Source organism: Calyptranema fuscum S582, assembly GCF_055793305.1.
Genome location: NZ_JBSLYH010000013.1, coordinates 18,236 through 32,305 on the forward strand (window position 1 = coordinate 18,236; position 14,070 = coordinate 32,305).

Sequence of the window (14,070 nt, forward strand, 5' to 3'; positions counted from 1 at the left end):
ATCCTTAGGCATGGGAAACCGAGAGTTTCCCATGCCTGAATAGACTCAGAACCCGTTATGCCTGAGATTGTGATCGCCCTATTTCCCTGCGCTATGTCTCACTTCTTCCAATTTGAAGCAGATTTTGTTGAGTCTCTCCGGTGTATCCCAATGTCGGTGCGGTTGAAGTTAGATACCTGCGGGGTCAAGTTAAAGCTCAACCAATGGAACCAATTGACCCAGGCAGAACGACAACAGGTCGTGAATCAACCCTGCACCACTCCCGCAGAAGCGGAAGCCTATCGATCGCTGTTGCATCGACTGGTTGAGCAGCACGGGGGCGATCGCCCAGCCGATTTACCCATCGATCCTTTACCAGAATGGATGAATGAAACCCAGATTCCCCAGGCAGTTCAAGACAAAGTCGCAGAGGTTGGGCGATCGCTAACCCTGGAGCAATGGGCACAATTACAGCCCGTACAACGGTTTGCCCTGATTAAACTCAGCCGCTCCAGCCACGAAAATAGCAATTTTTTACCTGCCTTAAAAGAATTTAATGTGTTGTAATGCTGCCTTATAGCGTTTTGCGATTGAGTACGCCATCGTTATTTTTGTGAGAGCCGCGCTCCGCGAGGCTCTCACAAAAATAACCTGGTTATAAGCGATTGAAAATCGCTGTAAAACCTGAATCAGGCAAATATTTTTTGAGCGCCGTACGTCTGAACACAAACGGTTTAAAATCCCCGTGTTGGCGCGGCTTTGCCGCGCCAACACGGGGATTTTGGTTGATCTCTAATCTTTTACTTTTGCCAGACCACTAAGACAACGCCACTGACAATCAAGCCCAGACCAAATAGACGAGTGGTGGGAACGTATTCGCGAAACAGGAAACTACCGATCAGCACCGAAAAGACGTAAATTAGCGCTGCCGAAGGTGCCGCGATACTAAGTTTTACTTTAGTTAACAAAAGAATATAGGTTAACGCACCCAGACCGTAGCAAGCCAAGCCTGCAATTAGTTCTGGGACAAATAAAATGCCGAGGATTTGGTCGATCGCCCCGCCCGGATTGAACTTGGCTAGCTTGAGAGCGCCTGCTTTGAGGAAAAACTGCCCCGCCGTGCTAGCTAAAATAGAAATAAGAAGCAAGCCAAACTCTTGGGGAGCCACTTCGTTATCCTCACATACCAGAATCTCAGTCTTCTACTTTACAACAAGTTTAAGGAAGACTAGAGCTAGAATCAATCGCTATATCCAGTTAAGAAATTGTTGCTGATGAGGTAAACCTGCATGACAAGTACCGTCCAATCTCCCTATACCAGTGAAGAAATTGCCGTTTGGCTGCGGGGATTGCTGACTATCGCCTGGGCAGATGGTCATTTCGATGAACAAGAAAAGAGCTTAATTGCTGAAATTACACAAGATGAGTTAGCGCCAACGATTGACATCAGCTCATTTGAGCCGATCAGTCCACAGGAGTTGGCGATCGCTCTGGGGCATAACCCTGAAACTGCCGAAAATTTTCTCAGAACGGCTGTGATGGTGGCGATCGCCGATGGCGTCTATTCTCAACCCGAAGATGAGATCCTTCAGCAATTTTGCACCGCGCTCAATCAACAACCGATCATTTTAGAATCGCTGCGGCAAACCTTGCACTATCATCCGTCAGTGGCTAGCAGTTACCCGCTAAACAGTGCAGCCGACTTAGCCATCCAACGGCAACAGGCACAAGCCCATCAGGTTGATGTATTGCACCCCGTCAAAGATTGGCTGGATGGGTTGGATATCCAAGACCCTAGAGTTGCCCGGTTTCTGTGCAAAATGATCCCGCCCCAATGCCCGTTTGAACGCGATGTCAAACTGTTTGGGCGCAAAGTTGTCCACATCCCTGCCATGTGCAAGATCAATCCCCTCTATGATCAGCTGGTGGGTTTACGATTTCGGGCATTGTCGTACCTTGCCGATGACTGCGGCGAAGATGTCACCCCGTATTGCTAATAGCTTGTATTGTTAAATGCCTTCTGCCAGGGTTTCAGGAAGGTTGTATGGTGTCGGCACCCTTGTTGCCCACCGAGGTTAGCTTCCAACCTGTAATACTTTTCAGGTAAAGCGTGCCCACCGTTCCTAGAAAGAGTAAATAGGCGATCGCTTGCACCACATATAACGTTTGGGTATAGCCAAAGAAAGCTTTGAGCAAAATGCCAGGAAATTGGCGATCGGGTAACACCTGACTGGCATCCCAGACCAGGGGTCCTAAAATGCAAGACCCTGTTGCCGGACACAGGGTTTGATAGGCAGGATTGATCTGGGAAAACAGATGCAGGGCAGTATCAAAATAGCGCAGGGCTGACACAACTAAACCAGAGACGATCAGCAATAGCAAAACGCCCATGACCTGAAAGAATGCACGCAGATTGATTTTGATGCCCAGTTGAAATAGCAAAATGCCGATGCCTGTTGCTGCCAGTAAGCCCGAAAACGCCCCGATCGCTGGCATCCAGCCTTGCTGAAACTTGGCAGCAATAAAAATAACGGTTTCAAATCCTTCTCGCAAAACAGCGATCGCAATCAGCCCAAACACTGCCCAGCCAGCCCGATCGCTGGTCTGCAACGCCGTTGTAATCGAATTCTCGACCTCGGCTTTCAATGATTTTGCCTGTTGCGTCATCCAGATCAACATCCAACTCAAAAGGGCGATCGCAATGATGCCAAAGCCACCCTGGAGCAGTTGTTTAAAAACAGGGGCATAGGCTTGATTGGTTGTTTCTAGTAAATGAAACAGGGCATTAAAGCCAATGCCGACCAGAAGACTGACCCCAATGCCCACTGCAATGCCGCTATAGACCCAGGGATTTAGCCGACTTTGATCCACCTTTTTTAGATATGCCATGACGATGCCAACCACCAGGGCAGCTTCTACTCCTTCGCGCAGCGTGATGACAAAGGTGGGTAAGGCGGCTGTGAAATCCATAAGACGTTAGAAACGAGAAGTAAAGAATACGAGGCAGGGTTTGTCCTGATCTCGTTGATTCTAACAAGTGCGATCGCACTTAGCGTGCTTCAGATGGAATAAATCGGAACGGGACACCCGTGGTGTCCCGTTCCGATTCATAAGATATATGGGTACTGGGAAGAGCCGTGCGGCTCTCTCGACAACCGCTTGTGAAGTTGCGCCAAGCTAGAACCCCCTGTAGTCCCCCTTGGCAAGGGGGACGGCGACAGCCGGGGGTTAAATAAGACGCCCATCTGAAACAATGAACTAGTCATGCACCACAACCAGCGTTTCGACCGATGCCCAGTTAAATAGCCATTCCGCATGATCGACGGCGACGTTGGTGCACCCATGACTGACAGGCGTGCCAAAGCGATTGTGCCAGTAAGCGCCGTGAATTGCGTAGTTGCCATCGTAATACATCACAAATGGTACATCTGGAACGTCGTACCCATCGCCCCGCATACGGGCAGTCGGTAGCTTCGTTTGGATCTCAAAAATACCTGTGGGTGTCGGGTGTTCGGCGCTGCCCGTGGAAACAATGACCGCATGAACCGGAGTATCGCCTTCCCAGGCAATTAACCGTTGCGTTGTCACATTAATTTCGATCCAGCGTTCGCTGCTTTGACGCAGTGCCAGCATCATTTCTTGTTCAGGCATGGGCGTTTCTGGCACCGTTTGGGCGATCGCTGCTGTAGAGACACTGATCAACCCAACTAACGCCAAACTCAACGCCAAACCTAGAGAAACTCTCTGCCACCCTTTACCCGATCGACCTGTAGCCAAATCTATCCCAGTTTTCATAGCTGATTTCCCCTCTGTAGCGACAAATCGTTGGTAGAACACACCCTGCCGACTGGGGAATAAACACATCACTCTCTAATGAGAACTACCACGGGATAAGGGCAAATTCCATAAAACATCATTCTTAAAAAAAACAGCCTTAAAAATTATTTTATATTAAGCGGAGTAAACCCCAAATATGGGCTGCTTATATAATTTCTACATAGGAAACTTATAAAAATACCGCTTAGATTCTCAATATTTTTTACAATCGCTGTGAAGAAAATGGAAAGATTTATCTTTAACAATGAACAACGACTATATACATCTATTAAACAGATCTGGATTGGGCTTAAAGAATGGATCGAGCGTATCTGTTCAAGTCTTTTGTTTAAGCAAATTAAGATTGTATTTAAGCGCGTCTATTTATTCTTTAATCAAAATGTCAATGATTGGTCAACTCAAAAATTGCGGCTGGTTTTGGTTGTAACGGCTTTGTTGATAGTGATCAGGGAGCAGGACATTTCTGCTTTTACAGAAAGTTATTTGGATTGCGCCTCTAAGTTTTTATTTCCACGTTTTACTCCTTGTCCGTCTCTACCCCATATCTTTAATTCTTTTGTTGTATTAATACTTGCTAGTACCATCATCTATTTCTTATTCTTGTTATTCAATCTGTTGAATCAGGTGAAAGAATTTAGATTTTATGTATTCTTTCTATTGAGTTTTTTCTCTATCAAATATTGGAGCTACTTTAAAGACGGGTATTTACAGCGTGACCTTGCCACGTTCTGGAATCTGATAGCACCGCTGATAGCACCGGCTGAAGACTCAACCATTTTTGGCAGTATTCTTCAGTACATTGCGATTGTTTTGTCAGGCGTCATTCTGTACTTATTTTTTCGTTGGCTTTCATCAACTAATGGAGTAACAATTTTGCCATTTTTAGATGAAAGAAATCAGGTAACCGATGCAAAAAATGGAGAACAAGATAGTCAGGCGATCGCAAAATTGTTAACGGCTGAATTGCATGGGATTTACCATATTTATAATCAGCTAGAGGATGGACAAGCGAAGATATCGCCTCACTCTGCTCTTTCAGCTATTTGTAGAGGCATGATTAACTTCCCGCCGCTGGGCGCTATTAAAGGTGAAGATCTGCAAAAGATCCTGGCAGGAGAGGGAGGGTCAACTTCCATTCCTTTAAAGTCTAGCTCCGTTCCGTTAGGGGCATTTTTGTTGAGTCTGCAACAACTCTGGCCGCAGGGGTCTGTGCAGGTCATCACAGGTAGCATTCAGATGTGGGATAACAAACTGCAAATCACGGCTCGTTGCCAGCAATCGAACAGTCATGCCGATGTGCATGCTTATCAAGTCAATGCTGACGGTCAACCTGCTGAAGGGATGCTTATTCCTACAATGGTTAAGGAATTAGCCTATCAAATTGCTCTAGATTTGACCCCCAAAGCTGTCCCAACTGTTAGTTGGCGTGCATTTCAACGGTTTACTGAAGCATTACACCACCTTCACCATTACGAAAGCCATTGTCAACAAACAGAATCTTTGAATGATCTCGAACAGGCTTATGAATGTTGTAAACAAGCTCGGCAACAAGATCGGAACTACAAAGAAATAGGAGATTTGCTCAGCATTATAGGATTTCATTATTTGAATGAAGACCAGTGGGATATGGCAAAAAATATTTTAGAAGAAGCTCTCGAAGCTAATCCGAATAGTTCCTATGTTCATACTGCCTATGGGCACACTTATTTTTATCAAGCAGATTACAACACCGCATTAAGACATTATTTTCATGCACGCGATCTACAAAAAGAGCGTCACGAAGTTTACATCCGTATTGGTATTGTGCAAGCCATCAAAGGTGACTATCTTGAAGCCAGAAAGAATTTTTTAGACTCTTTATACTACGAGTATGATGGCAATTATGCTGCCCGTAGTGCGCTTGCCTGGCTCGATTTCCTTTGCTATCTAGAGGCATTAGAAGAAAACCATAATGAAACGGCAGTTAACTTTTTACTAGAGCGAGCGTATCAACGATTAAGCCAGATTCCTCAGACCCAAAGAGGTGCTCTAGACTATAGCAACTTTGCAATTTTCTTATTTTATAAGAAAGGGAAAGACAATATCAGAAAAGCTTATGATAGCTGGATCAGAGCATCACAACTTTTTTCTAAGCGAACACCGTCTGATCAGCTTAAACAAGCATTTTGCCGATTGCTTATCTATAGCGAATATGACACATCTGATCACCGAGATGTCATTGATCAAACGTTTAGAGAACTGAGCGATCTAATTGCTGATAAAGAGACAGTTCCTCAAGCCATCGTAGACAATGTTTTGAAAGATGCAAAGATCCTCTGGAAAGCTTGCATAGAGAGCGATAATGTAATCGCCAAAAAACGATTGCTTGAAAAAATTCGGTCTAATGCCATTCTGTTTGAGGTGACGGTTAAAGAAATAGAAGTTTCTTTTTCTAACCGCTTTGTTTTAGATCTGGAAACTCTAGACATTCAACTCATTGATCCTGAAATTCGCCAAGCCTGTTCCCCTTCTCCAGACCATCAGTTTTTGGAATCAACTCTGAGAAAGTTTATTATGGTACTGGAGTAGAAGTGCTTTACGCAGACCTCAAAGCTTTAGTTAAGAACCATTTCAGCCCGTTGTCATGAACTGCGTTAGTAGTGTGATTGGTCTGAACATTCCTGATAGGCTTTTCAGCTCAAAGAAAGCTGAATCAGATGGGAATCATACATCTATCAACCTAATTTTGAGAGGAGGCAAAAAAGGTATGGATTTAGAAGACGGAAAAAGAATTTGGGTTTGTGTCGAGTTTGTCAGAGCACGCGATAACGCCATCTTGCGGGGAACCATGCTCGAATCTGATTTTAATAATATTGTTGATGGGCAATTTAGGAAGAAATTTGTTCAGCTCAACAATACGCATTGGACTGAAAAAGTAAAGAATTTACAAGATGGCACAACAGGAGTAAAAATCGTTGCTTTTGGAAAAGATACGGAATGGAAGTGGCATACTGGAGAGTACTTGATTGACGTTGATAGAATCTTTGCAATTTCTATTCTGAATGATGTTTCAGGTTTAGTTGCCGCTGATCCTCGGGTTATTTGGTAAATGGGTTGAAATGGTTGCAATCCGAAGAGATTATGTTTGGGGTGCAGCAACCATGAGGCGATAACAAGTCGCTATTCTTCTATGGATAAATCACGTAAATAATAAAAGCGATCGCTACCATCACTTCCTTTTCTACGACCCAAATAACCCGCTAACGGCGAAGAAAGTTCAATTAAAATTGGGTAAAAATCTTGAAGAGCCAGAACCTGCGGAGGGTTTGAACCACAATAGACACCAAATACCGTATTTAAATCAACATCTATAGCGTTAACTTGTGTTAGATATTTTTTGACAATCCGAACAATATATGAGCGGAGTTCAATTTTTTCTAAGACCGTCCTAACATACTCATCAATCTTGTAATCAATTTGTCCAGAGTCTAAATACTTTTTTAGTTCAATCAAATCTATTGATCCTGGATATTTTGCCTTCAACTCAACTAATTTCTGTAAGCTCATAGGGTTAATAATACTAACTTTCCAATGTGCTGCCGCTTTCAAAACATCTGGAGTAGGCTTACCGGGACCAATTATCAATTTAGCAGCCGTTAAAAATCGGTCTGTACCTAAATGCATTCCACCAAGTTTAATTAATTCCTCAGTTGTATCACTGGGAATTTTTTTTCCTGCTTTACACTCACCTACTAAAGGATAAGGTGTTGAGCAAAACAGATCTAATCCACCCGCTCCACCTTTATGTGCTTGATCGATTGTAAAGCCAAGAAATTCAAGACTGCGGTGAACTACGTTTTCAAAATCTGTACCAGCTTGGTAATTACTTTTCCCTTTATCCAATTCTTTACTACGACTACCCAGATCAACGATCGTCTTAATCCAAGATAAGTCAGGATTAGCTACTCTTATAGCTGAATTATCTGACCATCCTAGAAATACTTCGATATCTTTCTCTAGTAATTTAGCTTTTGAATCAGTAGTAGCTAATTGAGAAATTACAGACTGTAATTTCTCTAACTCAGGATATAAAGGTGCTTGTAGATTGATAAGTTGCTGTTTGCGTTGACTGAAAAAATCATCAGTTAGTATAGGAGCATTGTCATTAGCTAATAAATAATTAGGTAGTCGAATGAAGCTACCTATCTTACTCCCATTGATACGTTCTAACGATATTTCAATCGGCTGCGGTGACTGGAATACTCTCAAGAAAAGCAAAAAGATCTTGAAGCGTTCTTGCAAAACTTTTTGCAATTCTGCATTTGACCAAATTGTTAGTTGTGCGAGTTGCTCTACTTCTTTAGGGTCACTATAAATTTTACAGAACTCAAGCTTTGCCCAAAGTTCGATAAAAGTAGTTAAACTACTCTTGGATTTCTCAACAGGACAAAGAGCAAAGGTTTTACCTTTGCTAACAAAGGTTTGTGACAATGCAACGATCATTTGCCCTTTACTAAGGGCTTGTAAGTCTGATTCTGGTACACACAGTGCAGAATTAATTGAGATTGAGCTATTCATTACATCTCATATTCTTACGCTATTGACAGAAGCTCAAGGGCTTCAGATTCTTCATTAGTATTAAGAGCATCAGAAATCTCTTCAGAAAATAGCTTCTTAAGTTCACTATCTTCATCAATGACTTCCTTGGGATTTTGACCTGACGGATCACTCAAAATTTCTTGAATTAAAGAGTTGGTTGAAATAGGATGTTTTTCATTAATGAATCGCTGAAAGTCTTCATCTGTGAAAATCTTTCTGTCAAGCTCTTTGGACATCCTATGAAGTGCTAGAAGAGGTTTAATTTCCTCATCTTTGAATGATACCCACTCTCCGCCTTGCTTCTTCAGAAGTTGATTCAGGCTATTATTAGCGACCTGCCAATTCTGTGGGATTGATTTAGATCTGATTAGGCAACTACGAGTTATTGCAAAGTCTTGGTACCAAGTTAAATACTTTATTGAAGCTCCAACAGTTCTGCCATGAGAGTCTTGTGCAACACAGACCCCAATTTTGACCTCTTTTCCATTTTCTTCACCCAGAATACGAAAATTGATCCGTCCTTTATGTTTCCATTTAGGATGAACTTCTCGATCGATTTCATGGAGAGTTACACCTTCTACAGTTTGTCCTCGTAAATACTGCAAGGCAAACGCAAGTGCGTTTGCAATTTTTTCATTATCATCAGAAAGATCTTCCAACGTTGCTTCGATTTGTTGGTAAATCTTCTCAAATTTCTCAACTGGATCAATTTTTGCTGCACTAAAGTTTTTAGCACACCACTGCAAAATATCTCTAATTGTGGCTCCGTCTCCTATCTCTCTTAACTCATTTTCGTTAAATGGATAAATTGCATGAGGAGGTGTTAGTTCTTGATTAGAATAGAAATCATCGAGTAAATAAGCAACCAACATTACAGCATCATTAGGCTTTAAATGATTGAGTGCTATTTCTTTGTGCGCAATTCTATCTTTAACAGCATTAGCAAGAGTTAACGAATGAAACTCTTCTTTCCAAGTCTGGGCATACATTGCAGTTATGAGAATGCCTCTTCTCAAGTTGTTGTAAATGTCTTTAGCTAAACTACCAACCACTTGTGCTCTGCTACAACCCGCAAGCATTAAATCATCTTCATCAGCTGATTCAGTTCCATCCAGTTCATCAAAACAGATAACTGGTGTAGTGTAGTGGCTAATTAAATACAACACTTGACGAGCAATGCTGAATGCTTCAACATCTCTATCTTCTTTACTCAAGTCAGGCAAATCCATCATATTAGCCTGAGCTTCGGAAAGTTCTCTCCCTGCTAACCAGTTAATTGCAAAGGGTGCGTGAGCTTGAGATAGAGTCCAGAGAATTGCTTTGATAATGTAAGGATTCTCGATATCTGAGTATTTTTGAGAAATCCTTTGAGTAAGTTTGTTAACGACTTGAGGATCTCTCGCTAATGCTTTAGGAAATTGATCAATCAGTTGTTGAGGTTCAAGGCTTTTTCCTATACTTTGATTGATCAAAGCTGTTGCGAGTTCTTGCCATTGCATGACTCCTTTGTTGCCTGTTTTCTTCAAACTAGATGCTAAGTTTTGTAAAAACTGATGCTTGATCAAGCTCAAGTTGCCATACTCGCACATGTAGATGAAAAACCCATCACCTGTGCGCTTTAAATGTTGACGAATCCTACTGAGAACGTGAGTTTTTCCAACCCCTTTAGGCGCTAAAAGTGCGAAGCCTATTGTATTGCTGGGATGGTGACCAGAGTTAATTTTCTCGATTGATTCTAGAATTTCTCCAGATGCGTGAGAATGTAGATTAGGTAAGTCTAAAAAGTTCTCATCCCAGATGTGATAAGACTTAGTGACAAAATTACTCTCAAAGGGATTACATTCCTTAATGGCTTGATTGAGAGCATCAAGGGAAGAGGGTGAAGTCATGATCTTGTTAACAAGTGTAGAACAGAGATTTTATGTAGGAACAGTCAATTTTTATGCAGCAACTCGCTTTGCGTAGCAGCGCAGTTTGCCCAATTTTGTTGTAACAGAGTCCTCAATTTTATCTGGAGCGCTATCTTCCACACTTTCTTCCAAAAGTTGCAAGAAATCGTTAGATTGCAGTTCTAAAAGCCATTCATTGAATTGAGAACGAGAGACTTGTTCGCCAATTTCTCGACGGATGCGATAGATAGGCACCATGTTACCCATGTTGTAGTCACGATTGAGGCGATCGTAAATCTCTAATGCAACTGGTTTAAATTCTTCATAGGAAGCGATCGCAGTTTTGTCGTTTTCAGAAGACGATGCACCCGTATTCATGGATCGAATTAATCTCAGTAGAGCGTTCGCTTTGCCTTTACCGATCTGGGCATCAAATTCAAAATCAGAATTCTTTAAAGCATTGCCCAGTAAGTTACTTAATTTATCTGTTGAGAGTGTAACTTTCGAGCCGGAAATGGCGATCGCTTCTTTACTGACTAATTCATCCAAAAACTCTTTGTAATCAACAGCTTTTTCACCTTTTCTGACCACTTTTTTGGTGATTTCACCTTTTCTAACGTCAGTTTGGATAATGCCTAATTCCCACAAAGTTAATAGTAGACGAACTCTGGACTGCTCTGGTGAATTTTTCAAAGCCATAATGATCCTTGCCTTAATTTATGTATGCAAAGTGAAATCAGATTTCATTGTCCGTCTTAGTAAATGTTCCCTCAACTCTTCGCAAGCTAACGACATCTCACCGAAACATTACGGTTAATTCTTCCAACATTCATGAAGTTGGGCTTTACAAATAAAAGTAATTACTCAAAGAATATTCCTTTCAAGGTTGCTTACAGCACATAAAACATCCAGAATGTAGGTATGTCCTGTAATGCAGTCGTTCTGTCTGACCCTACACCTGATGGATGCGATCGTTTATCAGTCATATGAGCTGATTGAGGAAAAAGTGGCGATCGCGGCAGGGAAAACCGAAAAGGAGCCAATTCAAAGGAAACAGACTAAATGAGTGAATCTATACAGAGCACCGATATCCTCCAAAAATTGTATTACCTGAAACCCGACCTCGAACAACGCTATGGCATAACTCGTATTGGGGTATTTGGTTCTGTGGCACGCAATGAAGCCCATAGTGAAAGTGACATTGATATCGTGGTAGATATGGCACCCGATCTGTTAAAGCGAGCGAGCCTCAAAGCAGAATTAGAATTATTGTTTGGCAAAAATGTTGATGTCGTGAGGTATTGGTACGGCATGAATAGCTTCTTAAAAACAAGAATAGATAGGGAAGCAATTTATGTGTGATCAATCCCTTAATTGTTGAAGTCTCAATCAAATGACTGAACCCATACAAAGCAGCGATATTATCCAAAAATGGTATTCCCTTCATGAAACACCCAGAAGAGTGACATCGCCAAATCTTCAATTTAAAGACATCTGGTTCGTCAATGTTCTATCCCTATGAAACCGTTTTATCGAAACCCTTTTTATTATTTTGCTTTTAGTATCCTGGCTGTTGTTTGCATCTGGGCAGCGACAACGGTCGCCCAAAATCCTAACGCTTCTGCCACTACTAGCTTTACAGAGTGGTGCTTACAGCAATCTACATACCCCATTGCCACCCGCCATACGATTGTGACGTTAATGGAACGGGTAGAAGCCAATGATTGCACCGAAGCCAACCAAAAATTGTCAGACCTGACCGAACTGAGCCTGACCCAAGCTGAAATTTTGGCAGCACTGAGTGATCTGCGTCCCCTGACGGCACTGCCTCAACTGACCACTTTAGCCCTGACAACCGAACAAGATGCAGATTTGACGGTGCTTCAAGCATTACCCCAGCTACATCATCTGGAGCTGCATGAAAGCTATGGCATTCGCGATTTGCAAGCGTTTGAAACCATGACCCAGTTGCGATCGCTGGTCATTATCAACCACAGCACCACTGGGCAACTGCGAGATTTGGCACCCTTGCGATCGCTCTCTCAGCTCACCGAATTACGCATGGAAGGACACCCCATTACCGATTTACAACCGCTGACTGCACTCACTCAGTTACAAACCCTTTCCTTAGCGTTTAACCAGGGTCTGACCGATCTGACACCACTGGCAGCATTGCCCCAGCTGCAACGATTAACCATCACAGCCGCCGCTATTGAGGATCTACATCCCCTGGCTAACCTGCAAGACCTGACTGCATTGCATCTAGCAGCTAACCAAATCAGTGATGTAAGTCCATTGCGATCGCTCATCCGCTTGACTGACCTGGATCTGAGCGAAAACCAGATTCAAGATCTCAGCCCATTGTCATCCCTATCATCTCTCACCCACCTGCGCTTGAATGACAATGACATTACCGATCTCACGCCAATTCAACCATTAACAGCATTGACCGATCTGCAAGTTGCCAGCAATGCGATCGCCACACTGCCATCTCTCCACACGTTGACCCAACTGACTCAGCTCAACCTCAGCACCAACCCCATCCACGATCTCGGTTCTCTCTCGGACTTGCCCCAGTTGCAAACATTAGAATTGGGCGGTTCGACACAATCAATCGATCTGGGAGATCTGAGTCCATTATCCAGCCTGACAACGCTGACTCAGTTGTCGATAGTAGCAGCGCAACTAACCGATATCCAACCCTTGCGATCGCTAACCAACCTGACCCGACTCAACCTCAGCCACAATCAGATCGCAGACCTGACACCCCTGAGTCCGCTAGTCAATTTGACAGACCTACGCCTGGATTTCAATCAGATTACAGACGTGACCCCGTTGCGATCGCTCAGTCGCTTGCGAATATTAACTCTGGGTAGCAATCAGATTACCGATCCACAGCCCCTTGCTGCTCTGACCCAGTTACTTCAGCTGGCGTTGCCGCTCAATCCGCTTAACTCAGCAACGTGTCCCCTGGCGCAGCCGTCGGCGTGTCGATTTTAGCCTGTGATGCAGCCGCAGAGGCTTGGCAGTCTAATTCAATCAGCCGAATTGCCAACAAAAGTTCTGCTAACACCCGTTGAAACGTATAATACCAACCGCGCCAGCCATCCCAAATGCCGCCTTTGAGAATCAGACAATAGAGCAAAATTACGAAAGGGGCAATGAGCTTTTGCTGCCGAATGCGATCGCCCCAACTCAATTGTGAAGCAGGTGTCTCTCGGAGTTTTTTAGCTTCTAAAATCATGTATCGATCTTGCGCCCATAACCATCGGTTCAGGGGTTTGCGATCGTCATGGTAAACATAACCCGTCAGCATGGCAGATGATCCCTTCACCTGTAAAAGTTGGGTATGCCCATCATCGATATAGGTTGCCCGACAGCGGTTAAACAGAATTTGGCGGGGAGGTAATAGCGTGCCGCGCAACGGCTGACCGAACACACAATACTTAAATCGCGCCAGGTATCCGTCTACGTCTGGATGGGGCGATAAGCCTCTGATTTCATCGATCAGGTCGTCCGAAACAACGTAATCTGCATCGAGGGACAGAACCCAATCAGACCTAACATGCTGCAAACCATAATTCCATTGCTGCGCGTGGGTATCAAACAGCCGCTGCAATACATGGACGTTGGGATAGCGTGATAAAATTTCTAGCGTTTCGTCGGTACTAAAACTATCGATCACAACAATTGACGTTGCCCAGGTCAACGGTTGAAGCGTCCGTCGAAGATTAGGAGCTTCGTTATAGGTAAGAATTAAAGGCGTAATTTTTTCTAACATTGGGTG

The 14,070-nt window shown here is 43.3% G+C and carries 14 protein-coding genes; 7 read left to right on the forward strand and 7 right to left on the reverse strand.

Annotation, left to right across the window (positions count from 1 at the left end; all coding sequences use genetic code 11):
• The first annotated feature begins 93 nt into the window (after positions 1 to 93).
• Positions 94 to 546: a nitrate reductase associated protein gene (locus ACR6Z4_RS10980; RefSeq protein WP_479717410.1), complete on the forward strand. Its 453-nt coding sequence runs from the start codon at positions 94 to 96 to the stop codon at positions 544 to 546.
• A gap of 233 nt (positions 547 to 779) precedes the next feature.
• Here the strand turns inward: ACR6Z4_RS10980 and ACR6Z4_RS10985 are convergent, their stop codons facing one another.
• Positions 780 to 1,148 (reverse strand): DMT family transporter, encoded by a 369-nt coding sequence (locus ACR6Z4_RS10985; RefSeq protein ID WP_479717308.1) that lies wholly within the window; start codon positions 1,146 to 1,148, stop codon positions 780 to 782.
• 120 nt (positions 1,149 to 1,268) lie between these two features.
• On the opposite strand from ACR6Z4_RS10985, the gene ACR6Z4_RS10990 reads away from it, so the two are divergent.
• Positions 1,269 to 1,976, forward strand: a complete 708-nt coding sequence (locus ACR6Z4_RS10990) for a Mo-dependent nitrogenase C-terminal domain-containing protein (RefSeq protein WP_479717309.1) — start codon at positions 1,269 to 1,271, stop codon at positions 1,974 to 1,976.
• A 34-nt stretch (positions 1,977 to 2,010) separates the two neighbouring features.
• Here the strand turns inward: ACR6Z4_RS10990 and ACR6Z4_RS10995 are convergent, their stop codons facing one another.
• Together ACR6Z4_RS10995 and ACR6Z4_RS11000 are read right to left on the reverse strand one after the other, a co-directional pair.
• Positions 2,011 to 2,949, reverse strand: coding sequence for an FTR1 family iron permease (locus ACR6Z4_RS10995; RefSeq protein ID WP_479717310.1), 939 nt, complete (start codon positions 2,947 to 2,949; stop codon positions 2,011 to 2,013).
• 288 nt (positions 2,950 to 3,237) lie between these two features.
• Complete coding sequence (locus ACR6Z4_RS11000; protein WP_479717311.1) at positions 3,238 to 3,774, reverse strand: L,D-transpeptidase; 537 nt, start codon at positions 3,772 to 3,774, stop codon at positions 3,238 to 3,240.
• A gap of 264 nt (positions 3,775 to 4,038) precedes the next feature.
• On the opposite strand from ACR6Z4_RS11000, the gene ACR6Z4_RS11005 reads away from it, so the two are divergent.
• Both ACR6Z4_RS11005 and ACR6Z4_RS11010 read left to right on the forward strand, forming a co-directional pair.
• Complete coding sequence (locus ACR6Z4_RS11005; protein WP_479717312.1) at positions 4,039 to 6,384, forward strand: tetratricopeptide repeat protein; 2,346 nt, start codon at positions 4,039 to 4,041, stop codon at positions 6,382 to 6,384.
• 73 nt (positions 6,385 to 6,457) lie between these two features.
• On the forward strand, positions 6,458 to 6,904 hold the full coding sequence (locus tag ACR6Z4_RS11010) for a hypothetical protein (protein WP_479717313.1): 447 nt from the start codon (positions 6,458 to 6,460) through the stop codon (positions 6,902 to 6,904).
• A 71-nt stretch (positions 6,905 to 6,975) separates the two neighbouring features.
• Here ACR6Z4_RS11010 and ACR6Z4_RS11015 read toward each other — a convergent pair whose 3' ends face one another.
• Genes ACR6Z4_RS11015 through ACR6Z4_RS11025 form a run of 3 tightly spaced genes read right to left on the reverse strand, consistent with a single transcriptional unit; the run spans position 6,976 to position 10,982 of the window.
• The gene (locus ACR6Z4_RS11015; protein WP_479717314.1) at positions 6,976 to 8,373 is read right to left on the reverse strand and encodes a DUF1802 family protein; all 1,398 of its coding nucleotides are present in this window, start codon (positions 8,371 to 8,373) and stop codon (positions 6,976 to 6,978) included.
• Between the two features lie 14 nt (positions 8,374 to 8,387).
• Complete coding sequence (locus tag ACR6Z4_RS11020) at positions 8,388 to 10,283, reverse strand: P-loop NTPase family protein (RefSeq protein ID WP_479717315.1); 1,896 nt, start codon at positions 10,281 to 10,283, stop codon at positions 8,388 to 8,390.
• A 51-nt stretch (positions 10,284 to 10,334) separates the two neighbouring features.
• Complete coding sequence (locus ACR6Z4_RS11025; RefSeq protein ID WP_479717316.1) at positions 10,335 to 10,982, reverse strand: hypothetical protein; 648 nt, start codon at positions 10,980 to 10,982, stop codon at positions 10,335 to 10,337.
• 232 nt (positions 10,983 to 11,214) lie between these two features.
• Between ACR6Z4_RS11025 and ACR6Z4_RS11030 the strand changes: the two genes are divergently transcribed.
• The 3 genes from ACR6Z4_RS11030 (at position 11,215) to ACR6Z4_RS11040 (ending at position 13,283) form a co-directional block, all read left to right on the forward strand.
• Complete coding sequence (locus ACR6Z4_RS11030) at positions 11,215 to 11,349, forward strand: hypothetical protein (protein WP_479717317.1); 135 nt, start codon at positions 11,215 to 11,217, stop codon at positions 11,347 to 11,349.
• Positions 11,346 to 11,645, forward strand: a complete 300-nt coding sequence (locus tag ACR6Z4_RS11035; protein WP_479717318.1) for a nucleotidyltransferase family protein — start codon at positions 11,346 to 11,348, stop codon at positions 11,643 to 11,645. The genes ACR6Z4_RS11030 and ACR6Z4_RS11035 overlap by 4 nt, the downstream gene beginning before the upstream one ends.
• 156 nt (positions 11,646 to 11,801) lie before the next feature.
• On the forward strand, positions 11,802 to 13,283 hold the full coding sequence (locus tag ACR6Z4_RS11040) for a leucine-rich repeat domain-containing protein (RefSeq protein ID WP_479717319.1): 1,482 nt from the start codon (positions 11,802 to 11,804) through the stop codon (positions 13,281 to 13,283).
• On the opposite strand, the gene ACR6Z4_RS11045 is transcribed toward ACR6Z4_RS11040, so the two are convergent.
• Positions 13,234 to 14,064 (reverse strand): glycosyltransferase family 2 protein, encoded by an 831-nt coding sequence (locus ACR6Z4_RS11045; protein WP_479717320.1) that lies wholly within the window; start codon positions 14,062 to 14,064, stop codon positions 13,234 to 13,236. The two genes, ACR6Z4_RS11040 and ACR6Z4_RS11045, sit on opposite strands and share 50 nt — an antisense overlap.
• Between the last annotated feature and the right edge of the window lie 6 nt (positions 14,065 to 14,070).

What these genes read in the sequence shown, in the direction of transcription:
- ACR6Z4_RS10980 (WP_479717410.1), top strand. Translation starts at nt 94, where the DNA reads ATGTCTCACTTCTTCCAATTTGAAGCAGATTTTGTTGAGTCTCTCCGG.
- ACR6Z4_RS10990 (WP_479717309.1), top strand. Translation starts at nt 1,269, where the DNA reads ATGACAAGTACCGTCCAATCTCCCTATACCAGTGAAGAAATTGCCGTT.
- ACR6Z4_RS10995 (WP_479717310.1), bottom strand. Translation starts at nt 2,949, where the DNA reads ATGGATTTCACAGCCGCCTTACCCACCTTTGTCATCACGCTGCGCGAA.
- ACR6Z4_RS11000 (WP_479717311.1), bottom strand. Translation starts at nt 3,774, where the DNA reads ATGAAAACTGGGATAGATTTGGCTACAGGTCGATCGGGTAAAGGGTGG.
- ACR6Z4_RS11005 (WP_479717312.1), top strand. Translation starts at nt 4,039, where the DNA reads ATGGAAAGATTTATCTTTAACAATGAACAACGACTATATACATCTATT.
- ACR6Z4_RS11015 (WP_479717314.1), bottom strand. Translation starts at nt 8,373, where the DNA reads ATGAATAGCTCAATCTCAATTAATTCTGCACTGTGTGTACCAGAATCA.
- ACR6Z4_RS11020 (WP_479717315.1), bottom strand. Translation starts at nt 10,283, where the DNA reads ATGACTTCACCCTCTTCCCTTGATGCTCTCAATCAAGCCATTAAGGAA.
- ACR6Z4_RS11025 (WP_479717316.1), bottom strand. Translation starts at nt 10,982, where the DNA reads ATGGCTTTGAAAAATTCACCAGAGCAGTCCAGAGTTCGTCTACTATTA.
- ACR6Z4_RS11030 (WP_479717317.1), top strand. Translation starts at nt 11,215, where the DNA reads ATGCAGTCGTTCTGTCTGACCCTACACCTGATGGATGCGATCGTTTAT.
- ACR6Z4_RS11035 (WP_479717318.1), top strand. Translation starts at nt 11,346, where the DNA reads ATGAGTGAATCTATACAGAGCACCGATATCCTCCAAAAATTGTATTAC.
- ACR6Z4_RS11040 (WP_479717319.1), top strand. Translation starts at nt 11,802, where the DNA reads ATGAAACCGTTTTATCGAAACCCTTTTTATTATTTTGCTTTTAGTATC.
- ACR6Z4_RS11045 (WP_479717320.1), bottom strand. Translation starts at nt 14,064, where the DNA reads ATGTTAGAAAAAATTACGCCTTTAATTCTTACCTATAACGAAGCTCCT.